The sequence below is a fragment of the Amorphoplanes digitatis genome, assembly GCF_014205335.1.
GTDB lineage: Bacteria > Actinomycetota > Actinomycetes > Mycobacteriales > Micromonosporaceae > Actinoplanes > Actinoplanes digitatus.
In genome coordinates this window covers 4,561,340-4,574,222 of record NZ_JACHNH010000001.1, presented here as the reverse complement: position 1 = coordinate 4,574,222, position 12,883 = coordinate 4,561,340, and the positions used below count along the sequence as shown (strand labels likewise).

Below are 12,883 nucleotides of genomic sequence, written 5' to 3'. Positions count from 1 at the left end.
ACCAGCGATGAGATTTCTGTCCCGGAGAACCCGTTGTCGACGCGGCCTGGCCGCGTCGGCGGCGGTACTCCTCGGCGCCGGCCTGGTCGTCGCCGGCTCCTCGCCGGCGCAGGCCGCCGCCGCGTGCACGGTCGTGTACCGCGTGCAGAGCCAGTGGACCGGCGGCTTCACCGGCGACATCGCCATCACCAACACCGGCGACCCGGTGACCAGCTGGCGCCTGGAGTTCGACTTCCCCGACTCGTCGCAACGGGTGACGCAGGGCTGGAGCGGCGTCTACTCGCAGAGCGGCCAGCACGTCACGGTCAACAATGCGGCGTGGAACGGCAACCTCGGCACCGGCGCCTCGGTCAGCACCGGCTTCAACGGCACGTTCGGCAGCGCCAACCCGGTGCCGACGGCGTTCACCCTCAACGGAACGGCCTGCAACCAGACGGCCGCCGTGCCGACCGTGTCCATCACCAGTCCGGCCGCCAACACCCGGTACACCGCGCCCGCCGAGATCCCGATCGCGGCGACGGCGACGGCGACGAGCGGCCGGACCATCAGCAAGGTCGAGTTCTACCACGACGGCCTGCTGCTGAACACCGACACGGCGGCGCCGTACGCGTACACCTGGTCCAGCGTCCCCGCGCAGACGGCGGCGTACCACCTGCAGGCCATCTCGTACGACTCGACGGGCGCGAAGAGCGCGACCGCCGACGTGCCGGTCTTCGTGGACGCCTCGTCGACCCCCGCGGTCGTCGCCGATCCCACGGCCGTGACGGTCTCGCCCGGCGGCTCCACCACGTTCAAGGTGTCGCTCTCCAAGGCGCCGACGGCGAGCACCACGGTGGCGATCGCCCGCAGCGCCGGTGCCACCACGGTGTCGGCGACCCCCGCGTCGCTGACGTTCACCACGTCGAACTGGAACACCGCGCAGACGGTGACCGTCGCGGCGACCTCGGCCGCGGCCGAGAACACGACCGCCACGTTCAGCGCCACGGCGACCGGCCACACGGCGGCGAGCATCACCGCGACCGTCCTGGCGCAGGGCAGTGCGAACGCGCGGTTCACCCAGCTCTACACCGACATCAAGAACTCGGCCAACGGCTACTTCAGCCCCGAGGGGGTGCCGTACCACTCGATCGAGACGCTGATCGACGAGGCGCCCGACCAGGGCCACGAGACCACGTCCGAGGCGTTCAGCTACTGGCTGTGGCTCGAGGCCGAGTACGGCCAGGTGACGGGGAACTGGTCGCCGTTCAACTCGGCGTGGACGACGATGGAGAAGTACATCATCCCGTCGCACGCCGACCAGCCCACAAACGCCAACTACAACGCGTCGAAGCCGGCCACCTACGCCGCCGAGCACCCGCTGCCGTCGTCGTACCCCTCGCAGCTCGACACCGGCGTCTCGGTCGGCACCGACCCGCTGGCCGCGGAGCTGAAGAGCGCGTATGGCACCGACGACATCTACGGCATGCACTGGCTGCTGGACGTCGACAACGTCTACGGCTTCGGGCACTGCGGTGACGGGACCAGCCGGGTCACCTACATCAACACGTTCCAGCGCGGGCCGCAGGAGTCCACCTGGGAGACCGTGCCGCAGCCGTCCTGCGACACGTTCAAGCACGGCGGCCCCAACGGCTACCTGGACCTGTTCACCAAGGACGCCAGCTACGCCAAGCAGTGGAAGTACACGAACGCGCCGGACGCGGACTCGCGCGCGGTGCAGGCCGCGTACTGGGCCAACCAGTGGGCGACCGCGCAGGGCAAGCAGTCGCAGATCTCCACCGCGGTCGCCAACGCCGCGAAGATGGGTGACTACCTGCGGTACTCCTTCTACGACAAGTACTTCAAGCAGCCGGGCTGCACCTCCACCGGCTGCCCGGCCGGCACCGGCAAGAACGCCTCCAACAACCTGATGTCCTGGTACTACGCCTGGGGCGGCGCATACGACACCAGCGCCGGCTGGGCGTGGCGCATCGGCTCGAGCACCAGCCACTTCGGATACCAGAACCCGATGGCGGCGTACGTGCTGAGCAACACCACCGCGCTGGCGCCCAAGTCACCGACCGCCAAGGCCGACTGGCAGGCCAGCCTCAACCGGCAGCTCGAGTTCTACCAGTGGCTGCAGTCGTCCGAGGGCGCGATCGCCGGCGGCGCGACGAACAGCTGGAACGGCAGCTACTCGGCGCCGCCGTCCGGCACCCCGACGTTCTACGGCCTGGCCTACGTCGAGGCGCCGGTGTACGCCGACCCGCCGTCCAACCAGTGGTTCGGCATGCAGACCTGGTCGCTGGAGCGGCTGGCCGAGTACTACTACACGACCGGTGACACCAAGGCCAAGTCGGTCCTGGACAAGTGGGTGCCGTGGGCGCTCGCGAACTCCACGATCTCCGCGACCAACTTCGAGATCCCGTCCGACATGACCTGGTCGGGCGCGCCGGCCACCTGGAACCCGTCCAGCCCGGCCGCGAACACCAACCTGCACGTCACGGTCAAGACCAAGGGTCAGGACCTGGGCGTCGCCGGCTCGTTCGCGAAGCTGCTCACCTACTACGCCGCCAAGTCCGGCAACGCGGCCGCCAAGACCGCGGCGAAGAACCTGCTCGACGCGATCTGGACCAAGAAGGACTCGAAGGGCGTCTCGGTCACCGAGACCCGCGCCGACTACAACCGGTTCGACGACGTCTACAACGCCTCGACGGGGCAGGGTCTCTACATCCCGCAGGGCTGGAGCGGCAAGATGCCGAACGGCGACGTGATCGCACCCGGCAAGTCGTTCCTGGACATCCGCTCCTTCTACCGCAACGACCCGGACTTCCCCAAGGTCCAGGCGTACCTGAACGGCGGTGCGGCGCCCACCTTCAACTACCACCGCTTCTGGGCACAGGTCGACGTCGCCACCGGCTACGCGGACTTCGCCCGCCTCTTCCCGAACGGCTGAGAGGAATTGTCATGAGACGCAGACGAAGTTTCCTGTACGCGGCGGCCGTTCTGCTGGCCACCGGGGTCGGGGTCACGGTGTTGCAGAGCGAGGCCTCGGCACACGGCGCCATGATGGCGCCCGGCAGCCGCACCTACTTCTGCTGGAAGGACGGGCTCACCGCGACCGGCGCGATCGAGCCGAAGAACGCGGCGTGTGCCGCGGCGGTCGCGCAGAGCGGGGTGACGGCGCTCTACAACTGGTTCGCCGTGCTGCGCTCCGACGGTGCCGGCCGGACCTCCGGCTTCATCCCGGACGGGCAGTTGTGCAGCGGCGGTACCGGCGGGCCGTACAACTTCACCGGCTTCAACCTGGCCCGGAACGACTTCCCGGTCACGCACCTGACGTCGGGCGCGAGCATGCGCTTCGACTACAACAACTGGGCCAAGCACCCCGGCACCTTCTCGCTGTACATCACCAAGGACAGCTGGAGCCCGACCCGGGCGCTCGCCTGGAGCGATCTCGAGTCGCAGCCGTTCTCCCAGGTGGTCAACCCGACCTCGGTCGGCGGACCGGGCACCAACGACGGCCGGTACTCGTGGACCGGCAACCTGCCGTCGGGCAAGAGCGGCCGGCACCTGATCTACTCGGTCTGGTCGCGCTCGGACAGCACCGAGACGTTCTACGGCTGCTCGGACGTGGTCTTCGACGGCGGCAACGGCGAGGTGACCGGTCTCGGCGGCGGCACGACGACGACGCCGACCACCCCGCCCACGACCCCGCCCACCAGCCCGCCCACCAGCCCACCGACCAGCCCGCCGACCAGTCCGCCGACGGGCAGCGGCTGCTCCGCGATGTACTCGGTCACCGGCACCTGGAACGGCGGGTTCCAGGGCGAGGTGATGGTGCACGCCGGCTCGACACCCGTGAACAACTGGACGGTGTCATGGACGTTCCCCGGTGCGCAGACGGTCACCCAGCTGTGGGGCGGCAAGTACACCGGCAGCGGCTCACTGGCCACGGTCAAGAACGAGTCCTGGAACGGGACGATCGCGGCCGGCAACCACGCCACGTTCGGGTTCCTCGGCTCCGGTACCACACCGGCGTCCGTGCAGAACCTGACCTGCACCACACCCTGAGGTGAGGAACGGGGCCCGGGAGCGATAGGGCGCTCCCGGGCCCCTTTACCGTGGTGCCGCGGTGCTGCCGCGGACGACGAGTTCGGGGGTGACCGTGACATGTGCCGGGGAGTCCGCGTCATCCGGTCCGGCCATGTGCTCGAGCAGCAGGGTGAGGCTGCGCCGGCCGAGCTCGGCGAAGTCCTGCCGCACGGTGGTCAGCGGCGGCAGGAAATAGCCCGAGTCGGGCATGTCGTCGAATCCGACGACACTGACCTCCTCGGGCACCCGGCGGCCGGCCTCGTGCAGGGCGCGCAGCACGCCCAGCGCGATCCGGTCGTTGGCGCAGAAGACGGCCGTCACGGACTCGTCGCGGGCCAGCCGCTGGCCCTGGAGGTAGCCCGACTCGGCGTTCCAGGACTGCGGGACGATCGGGGGCACCTCGGCGCCGGCCCGTTGCAGCGCGTCGCGCCAGCCGGTGATGCGCTCCTGCGCCTCCGGCCAGTCCGCCGGCCCGGCGACGTGGTGCACCGTGCGATGGCCGAGGGCGAGCAGGTGCTCGGTGGCGAGCCGGGCGCCGGTGGCGTTGTCGATGCGTACCGTCGGCACCGCCTCGGCCTCCCCGGCGCCGCCGACCGCGACACAGTAGAGATCCGACGGGGCCTGGAGCAGGCCGTTGGTCACGGCCGGCTTGGGCGCGATCGCGATGATCCCGTCGACCGCGTGCTGGCGCAGCCGGTCGACCGCCTCGCGCACCGGTCGCTGGTCGAGGTTGCGCACCATGGCGATGCTGACCAGGTATCCCGCGGTGCGGGCGGCGTCCTCGATGCCGTAGAGCATGGAGGCCGGCCCGAACAGGGTGGTCTCGAAGCCGATGATGCCCAGCGTGTGCGACTGGCGGGTGACCAGGGTCCGTGCGGCCAGGTTGCGGCGGTAGTCCAGCGACTCCATCGCCTCGAGGACGCGCTCCCTGGTCTCCTGCCGGACGTTGGGGTGCTCGTTGAGCACCCGCGACACGGTCTGATGCGACACGCCGGCGAGCTTGGCGACGTCCCGCATGACCGCCACCGGCTTCTTCGATGCCACGCAGTTCCCCCCGTCGCTGTGGCGCTGTGGTCGACCACAGTGTAGGTCTCCGAGGTTTCCGAACCGTCCTCGTGACCTGGGTGTCGCCGTCGTGTCTGACGCTTTATGGCGTCAATCGGCGGCCGTCTCTTGACGCCGCGTTTGGGAACGGTAACACTCCTGAAACGCACCATGTGACGGTAGCCACTGCATCGCGGCAGAGAGGCCGTCGTCAGGCAGCTCCGCCCGCCACAATCCCCGACGTAGCGGGGTCGCCGACCCCCCTCCCTCAAGAAGATCCACCGGCAACCACACAGGTCAGATTGTGAACGCTAACAAGTGAGATACCTGGAGGACGTTGTGCTCAAGAAATGGTCCGCGGCGGTCCTGGCCGGCGCGCTGGCGCTCGGCGCCCTCGCCGGCTGTGGTGGCGACGACGCCGGCAGCGGTGGCGGCGACGACAAGCTGGTCATGGGCTTCGCCCAGGTCGGCGCCGAGAGCGGCTGGCGCACGGCGAACACGAAGTCGATCCAGGATTCGGCCGCCAAGGCCGGGATCGAACTCAAGTTCTTCGACGCGCAGGGCAAGCAGGAGAACCAGATCAAGGCGATCCGCAACTTCATCACCCAGCGCGTCGACGTGATCGCCTTCTCGCCGGTGGTCGAGTCCGGCTGGGGCCCCGTGCTCAAGGAGGCCAAGGACGCCAACATCCCGGTCATCCTGACCGACCGCGCCGTCGACACGCCGGACACCACCCTCTACAAGACCTTCATCGGCTCCGACTTCGTGCTCGAGGGCAAGAAGGCGGGCGAGTGGCTGGTCAAGGAGTACGAGGGCAAGCCCGACACGGTGAACATCGTGGAGCTCCAGGGCACCCCCGGTGCCGCGCCGGCCAACGACCGCAAGGAGGGCTTCGGCGACGTGATCAAGGCCGACCCGAAGTTCAAGGTCATCGCCTCGCAGACCGGGCAGTTCACCCGCACCGACGGCAAGGAGGTCATGGAGGCCTTCCTGAAGGCGCACCCGGACATCGACGTGCTGTACGCGCACAACGACGACATGGGCCTCGGCGCGATCGAGGCGATCGAGGCGGCCGGCAAGAAGCCCGGCACCGACATCAAGATCATCACGGTGGACGCGGTCAAGGACGGCATGACCGCGCTCTCCCAGGGCAAGATCAACTTCATTGTGGAGTGCAGCCCGCTGCTCGGCCCACAGCTGATGGACCTGGCCAAGAAGGTCCACGCCGGCGAGACGATCGAGACCCGGGTGCTGACCGAGGAGACCACGTTCAACCAGGAGCAGGCCACGGCCGCCCTGCCCACCCGGCAGTACTGAGCCGTTTTCAACGTGGCCCGGGCGGTAGCTCTGGCCCGAGGCCAGGTTGAGAATTGCTCGTAAACACCGCAAGCGCGGCACCGCCCCGGCCCCGCCGGCCGGGGCGGTGCCGCCCCAGAAGGAGCGAACGATGGGTGACCCGCCGATCCTGCAGATGACCGGCATCCGCAAGGCCTTTCCGGGCGTGGTGGCCCTGGACGGGGTGGACTTCTCCCTGCGGCCCGGCGAGGTGCACGCCCTGATGGGCGAGAACGGCGCCGGCAAATCCACGCTGATCAAGGTGCTGACCGGGGTCTACGGCATCGACGCCGGCGACATCCGGCTGGACGGCGCCCCGGTGCGCTTCGGCGGGCCGCTCCAGGCACAGCACGCCGGGATCAGCACGGTGTACCAGGAGGTCAACCTCTGCGCCAACCTCTCGGTGGCCGAGAACATCTTCATCGGGCGCGAGCCCCGGCGCTTCGGCAAGATCCGCTGGGCCGAGATGCGCCGCCGCTCGGCCGCGCTGCTCGAGGGCCTCGACCTGCACCTCGACGTCACCGCGCCGCTGAGCGCGTACTCGCTGGCCATCCAGCAGATGGTCGCCATCGCCCGGGCCGTCGACGTCTCCGCCAAGGTGCTGATCCTGGACGAGCCGACCTCCAGCCTCGACGCCTCCGAGGTGGAACGGCTCTTCGAGGTGATGCGCCGGCTCAAGCGCGACGGCGTCGCGATCCTGTTCATCTCGCACTTCCTCGACCAGGTGTACGCCGTCGCCGACCGGATGACCGTGCTGCGCAACGGCCGGCTGATCGGCGAGTACCCCACCGCCGAGCTGACCCAGATGCAGCTGGTCACCAAGATGATCGGCAAGGAGCTGACGGTCCTCGAACGGCTCGAGGAGGAGCCGCGCACCATCGCCGCGGGCGCGCCCGCCGAGCCGATCGCCGAGGCGCACCAGCTGGGCCGGACCGGGGCGATCGCGCCCTTCGACCTGAGCGTGCGCGGCGGCGAGATCGTCGGGCTGGCCGGGCTGCTCGGCTCCGGGCGTACCGAAATGGCGCGGTTGCTCTTCGGCGCGGACCGCGCCGATCACGGCCGGCTGGAGATCGACGGCAACCCGGTCACCCTGCGCACCCCGCGGGCGGCGATGCAGCACGGCATCGCGTTCTCCTCGGAGAACCGCCGCACCGAGGGCGTCGTCGCCGAACTCAGCGTCCGGGAGAACATCATCCTGGCGATGCAGGCGGCCCGCGGCTGGTCCCGGCCGATTCCCCGCCGCAAGCAGGACGAACTGGTCGCCCGCTACATCGAGGCCCTGGGCATCCGGCCCGCCGACCCGGAGCTCGCGGTCCGCGACCTGTCCGGCGGCAACCAGCAGAAGGTGCTGCTGGCCCGCTGGCTGATCACCGAGCCGCGGCTGCTCATCGTGGACGAGCCGACCCGCGGCATCGACGTCGGCGCCAAGGCCGAGATCCAGCGGCTGCTGGTCGAGCTCGCCGACGGTGGCATGGCGGTGCTGTTCGTCAGCGCCGAGCTCGAGGAGGTGCTCCGGCTCAGCCACAAGATCGAGGTGCTGCGCGAGCGGCACCTGGTCGAGGAGCTCGACAACACCGGCAGCGGCGTCGACGCCGACAGAGTCATGCAGGCCATCGCGAGCGGAGCGAACCAGTGAGCAACCTGACCCGGCACCGGCTGTTCTGGCCCGCCGCCGTCCTCGTGCTGCTGCTGGCCAGCAACGTCTTCTTCGCGCCCCGGTTCTTCACCATCACCCTCCAGGACGGCCACCTGTACGGCTCGCTCATCGACATCCTGCGCTCGGCGACACCCCTCGCCCTGGTCGCGCTCGGCATGACGATGGTCATCGCCACCGGCGGCATCGACCTGTCGCTGGGGTCGATCATGGCGATCTCCGGCGCCCTCGCCTGCCTGATCATCGGCGACCTGCCCAACCAGAACAGCGTCGGCGGCGTGCTGATCGCGGTCGGCGTCGCCCTGGTCCTGTCGGCGCTGCTCGGCGTCTGGAACGGCGTGCTGGTCTCGGTGATCGGCATCCAGCCCATCATCGCGACGCTGATCCTGATGGTGGCCGGCCGCGGCATCGCCCAGCTGATCACCGACGGGCAGATCATCAACGTCACCTCGGCGCCGTACCGGGTGATCGGCGCCGGCTACCTCCTCGGCATCCCGGTCTCGGTGATCATCGTCGCGGTCGTGGTGGCGGCCGCGATGCTGCTGGTACGCCGCTCGGCGCTCGGCGTGCTGATCGAGTCCGTCGGCGCGAGCCCGACCGCGAGCCGGCTCGCCGGCATCCGCGCGCGCGGGCTGACGATCACGGTGTACGTCTTCGCCGCGTTCTGCGCCGGCATCGCGGGCCTGATCTTCAGCTCCAACGTGGCCAGCGCCGACAGCAACGCGGCCGGCAACCTCATCGAGCTCGACGCGATCCTGGCGGTGGTCATCGGCGGCACCGCGCTGACCGGCGGCCGGTTCTCCATCGCGGGCAGCGTGCTCGGCGCCGTGCTGATCTCGGCGCTGGACATCACCACCTACACCATCGGCGTGCCGGCCGAGACCACGCTGCTGTTCAAGGCCGTCGTGGTCGTCGTGCTCTGCCTGAGCCAGTCCGCCGCCTTCCGCGCCGCGGTGTTCCGCCGCCGCGCCGCCGTTCCCGCCACTCCCGCAGCCGAGGTCTCCGCATGATCGACATCAGCGCGCCGCCCCAGCCCGAGACCGCCGCGGTCACGCCGCGCCGGCGGCGCGGGCTCGACCGGCGGCACATCCCGGTCCTTGCCACCCTGGGCCTGCTCGCCTTCATGTACGGCCTGGGCGTGGCCAACTACGACAACTTCTCCGACGCACAGGTCTTCCTGAACATCTTCGTCGACAACGCGTTCCTGCTGGTCGTGGCCGCGGGGATGACGTTCGTGATCCTCACCGGCGGCATCGACCTCTCGGTGGGCGCGGTGGTCGCCCTGACCACCGTGCTCGCCGCCACGCTGCTGGACGCCGGCTGGCCCGCGGCCGTGGTGCTGCCCCTGGTGCTGCTCATGGGCACGTCGATGGGGCTGGGCATGGGCGCGGTCATCCACTACTTCAAGGTGGAGCCGTTCATCGCCACGCTCGCCGGCATGTTCCTGGCCCGCGGGCTGGCGCTGCTGATCAACCGCAACTCCATCCCGATCACCGACCCGTTCTGGACGGCGATGGCGCAGGAGCGGATCCGGTTCGCGCCCGGCATCTTCATCTCGACAAGCGTGGTGATCGCCCTGGTGGTGGTGCTGATCGGCGCCTACGTGCTGGCGTACACGCGCTTCGGCCGCACCGTGTACGCGATCGGCGGCAACGCCGACTCGGCGCTGCTGATGGGCCTGCCGGTGGGCCGTACCCGGATCGCCGTCTACACCGTCAGCGGGTTCTGCTCCTCGCTGGGCGGGGTGCTGCTCAGCTTCTACATGCTCTCCGGCTACAGCCTGCACGCACAGGGCATGGAGCTGGACGCCATCGCGGCCGTCGTCATCGGCGGCACGATCCTGACCGGCGGGTCCGGCTACCTGCTCGGCACGGTCCTCGGCGTGATGGTGCTCGGCATGATCCAGACCATCATCGCGTTCCAGGGCGATCTCAGTTCCTGGTGGACGAAGATCGTGATCGGCGTCCTGCTCTTCGCCTTCATCGTCCTTCAGCGCCTCGTGACCAGACGCACGAGCTGAGCGCGAGCGCACCGAAACGCCCGGCGGCTGTCGCCCCGCCGGGCGTTTCGCCGTCTTGGCGGCTGTTGCCCGAGCGGGCACAATCGCCCGCGTGGATGTCCCCGAACTGCTGCGCCAGGCGGCCCGGCAGGTACCGGCGGCGGTCGCCGTCGTCGACCTGGACTTCTACCTGGCACAGGGTGAGTGGGAGACCGCGCTGGACGTGCTGCTGGACGTCGGCGACGCCTACCCGGCGACGACCTCCTTCTGGCGCACGCTCGGCGACGCCGCGCACGGCATGCGGCTGGACCGCAGTGCCGCGTGGTGCGCCTGGCGCCGGCGCGAGACGCTGCACGGCGTCATCCGGGCCGAGCTGCGCCTGCTGCCCGGCGCCCGCCGGTCCCCGATACCCGGCGCCGGCCGGGTGCGGTCGCTGTGGAACATCGGCCTGGTCACGCCGGCCGGCGAACCCGGCCTCGCCGTCGCGCTCATCTGGGTCGAGTACGCGCCGGACCTGCCGCCGGACGGCCGCGGCTCGGTGCGGCTGGCGCCGCTGACCGCGGCCAGCTGGCGCCACCTGGGGCCGGGCGACCCGATCACCATGCACGAGGGCCGCGCGGTCTGCGGCGCGGCGGTCATCACCGAGGCGGTCTTCCCGGCGGCGCCGGGTCACCGCCGGGCGGGCCGGCGGGCGGCGCCCTGACCGCGCCTCACGGGCGGCCGGAGACCACCCGGTCCCGGCCGGCCCGCTTGGCCGCGTACAGGTGCCGGTCCGCGTGTGCCAGCAGCCCGGCCGCGGTGACCGGGTCCGCCGAGGTGACCGTCACGCCGACGCTGGCGGTCACCGGCAGGGCACCGGCGATCGGCGCCCAGTCGTACCCGCGGATGCGGTCGCACAGCTCGGTGCACCGCCGCACCGCCTCGGCCAGCCCGGTGCCCGGCAGGACGAGCAGGAACTCCTCGCCGCCGAGGCGGGCCGCGAAGGCCGGATCCGGCGCGGCGTCGGCGAGCAGCCGGCCCAGCTGCTGGAGCACCAGGTCCCCGGCGTCGTGCGAGAGGGTGTCGTTGATCCGCTTGAAGTGGTCGAGGTCCACGATCGCCGCGGCCAGCGGCCGGTGGCGCGCCACCGCGTCGCCCAGCAGCGCGGGCAGCCGCTCGTCGGCGTAACGCCGGTTGTGCAGGCCGGTCAGCGCGTCGCGGTGGGCCAGCTCGCGGAAGTGCTCGCCGAGCCGCCGGGCCTCGGTCGCCTCGAACACCGCCTGGAGCGTGCGGGCCTGCGCGTCGCGCTGCGCGGACTGGAGCTCGGCGAAGAACCGGTGGAACTCGACGTGCGCCTCGTAGGCCTCGCGGTGCCGGCCCATCGCCGCGTGCAGCACGGCCTGCTGCTCGAGCATGGCGGCCTCGGCGGCGCGCAGGTCGCGCTCGTGTGCCAGCCGCCGCACGTGGTCGAGGTCGGCCTGCGCGGTGGCGAAGCGCCCGGCCAGCCGGTGCGCCTCGCTGAGGGTCAGCAGCGCCTCCGGCAGCGCCGCGCCGGTGCTGTGCGCGTACTGGATGTCCTGGGTGAGCGGGCGGAGGATCTCCTCGACCGCCGGGTAGTCGCCCTCGGCCAGCCGGACCCGGGCCATCGTGATCAGCTGGGGGCCGTCCAGGGGTATGCCGCTGCGGTCGTGCAGCTCGGCCATCTGCGCGACGGCCGCCGCCGCGGCCTCGTGGTCGTTCTCCTGGCCGGCGAGGTTCGCCAGGTTGCCGAGGATCATCAGCATCTGCTGCTGGTCGCCCATCGTCGCGGCCAGGTCGAGTGCCTCGCGGTACCGCCGGGCCGCCTCGTCGGCGGAGCCGCTGTCGCCGAGCACGACGGCGAGCGTCATCAGGTGCCGGACCCGGATCGCCGGCGGATCGTCGTCGGTCAGGTGCGCGACCGCCTGCACGGCGTTGCCGAGCGCGCCGGCCAGGTCGCCGATGTAGTAGTGGAAGTGGGTGAGCGTGCGGTGGCTGCACGCCAGCACGTAGCCGTCGTCGTGCTGCGACGCCCACGCGTTGACCTGCTGGGCGAGCGTGCCGCCCTCGGCGGTGCGGCCCTCGCGCAGGGCGGCGTCCGCGCGGATCAGCCGGGCACGGACGGCGGTCCGCTCGTCGCCGTCGCGCTCCAGCGCGGCGGCCGCGGCGGCGGTCGCCCGGAAGTCGGTCACCGGCCGCAGCTCGAGCTCCGCGACCTCGATGTTCACAAATAGCAATCTAACGGACATGGGTTCGGCCCGGGCGCGAACACTCGCCTCGGGCGCCGCGCGCCGGCCGCCGCGCGCGGGGCGGCGGGCCGCCCGGCCGCCGTCAGTCCAGCTTGACGATCTCGCGGCCCAGCGGCCAGAACGCGACCGGCACCAGCTTGAAGTTCGCGACGCCGAACGGGATCCCGATGATCGTGAGGCACTGCGCGACGCCGGCGACGAGGTGGGTCAGCGCCAGCCACCAGCCCGCGATGATCACCCAGAGCACATTGGCCAGTCCGGAGGCGACCCCGGCGTCCGGCCGGCTCACGACCGTGCGCCCGAACGGCCACATCGAGTAGACGGCCAGCCGGAGCGCGGCGACGCCGAACGGGATGGTCACGATCAGCAGGAAGCAGAGCAGCGCCGCGAGGCCGTAGCCGATGGCCAGCAGGAAGCCGCTGCCGAAGACGAACCAGAGGATGTTCAAGATCAGGCGCACCCGTCCATCATGGCTGCCGCGCGCCAGTCCAATGCGCACTTTCGTACGGTCCGAAAATAAGTTTCGGGCGGAGA

Annotated in this window: 10 protein-coding genes; 7 read left to right on the top strand and 3 right to left on the bottom strand. The window is 70.7% G+C overall.

What is annotated here, in order from left to right:
• The first annotated feature begins 7 nt into the window (after positions 1–7).
• Positions 8–2,932 carry a glycoside hydrolase family 48 protein gene (locus BJ971_RS20065; protein ID WP_184994791.1) on the top strand — a complete coding sequence of 975 codons (2,925 nt, stop codon included), beginning with the start codon at positions 8–10 and terminating at the stop codon, positions 2,930–2,932.
• Positions 2,933–2,943: 11 nt separating this feature from the next.
• Positions 2,944–4,050: a lytic polysaccharide monooxygenase auxiliary activity family 9 protein gene (locus tag BJ971_RS20060; protein WP_184994790.1), complete on the top strand. Its 1,107-nt coding sequence runs from the start codon at positions 2,944–2,946 to the stop codon at positions 4,048–4,050.
• A gap of 45 nt (positions 4,051–4,095) precedes the next feature.
• Here the strand turns inward: BJ971_RS20060 and BJ971_RS20055 are convergent, their stop codons facing one another.
• A complete protein-coding gene (locus BJ971_RS20055) occupies positions 4,096–5,088 on the bottom strand; it encodes a LacI family DNA-binding transcriptional regulator (protein ID WP_184998976.1) in 993 nt (330 codons plus the stop codon).
• A gap of 345 nt (positions 5,089–5,433) precedes the next feature.
• Here BJ971_RS20055 and BJ971_RS20050 point away from each other — a divergent pair, with 345 nt between their 5' ends.
• The 5 genes from BJ971_RS20050 (at position 5,434) to BJ971_RS20030 (ending at position 10,806) form a co-directional block, all read left to right on the top strand.
• A complete protein-coding gene (locus tag BJ971_RS20050) occupies positions 5,434–6,432 on the top strand; it encodes an ABC transporter substrate-binding protein (protein WP_377885329.1) in 999 nt (332 codons plus the stop codon).
• A 130-nt stretch (positions 6,433–6,562) separates the two neighbouring features.
• Positions 6,563–8,086: a sugar ABC transporter ATP-binding protein gene (locus tag BJ971_RS20045; RefSeq protein ID WP_184994789.1), complete on the top strand. Its 1,524-nt coding sequence runs from the start codon at positions 6,563–6,565 to the stop codon at positions 8,084–8,086.
• The gene (locus BJ971_RS20040) at positions 8,083–9,114 is read left to right on the top strand and encodes an ABC transporter permease (RefSeq protein WP_184994788.1); all 1,032 of its coding nucleotides are present in this window, start codon (positions 8,083–8,085) and stop codon (positions 9,112–9,114) included. Before BJ971_RS20045 ends, BJ971_RS20040 begins: the two co-directional genes overlap by 4 nt.
• Entirely contained in the window at positions 9,111–10,124 is a 1,014-nt protein-coding gene (yjfF, locus tag BJ971_RS20035) for a galactofuranose ABC transporter, permease protein YjfF (protein WP_184994787.1), read from the top strand. Before BJ971_RS20040 ends, yjfF begins: the two co-directional genes overlap by 4 nt.
• A 91-nt stretch (positions 10,125–10,215) precedes the next feature.
• On the top strand, positions 10,216–10,806 hold the full coding sequence (locus BJ971_RS20030; protein WP_184994786.1) for a hypothetical protein: 591 nt from the start codon (positions 10,216–10,218) through the stop codon (positions 10,804–10,806).
• Between the two features lie 7 nt (positions 10,807–10,813).
• Here the strand turns inward: BJ971_RS20030 and BJ971_RS20025 are convergent, their stop codons facing one another.
• Together BJ971_RS20025 and BJ971_RS20020 are read right to left on the bottom strand one after the other, a co-directional pair.
• The gene (locus BJ971_RS20025) at positions 10,814–12,328 is read right to left on the bottom strand and encodes a GGDEF domain-containing protein (protein ID WP_239087261.1); all 1,515 of its coding nucleotides are present in this window, start codon (positions 12,326–12,328) and stop codon (positions 10,814–10,816) included.
• A gap of 103 nt (positions 12,329–12,431) precedes the next feature.
• Positions 12,432–12,809, bottom strand: coding sequence for a YccF domain-containing protein (locus tag BJ971_RS20020; RefSeq protein ID WP_239087260.1), 378 nt, complete (start codon positions 12,807–12,809; stop codon positions 12,432–12,434).
• Between the last annotated feature and the right edge of the window lie 74 nt (positions 12,810–12,883).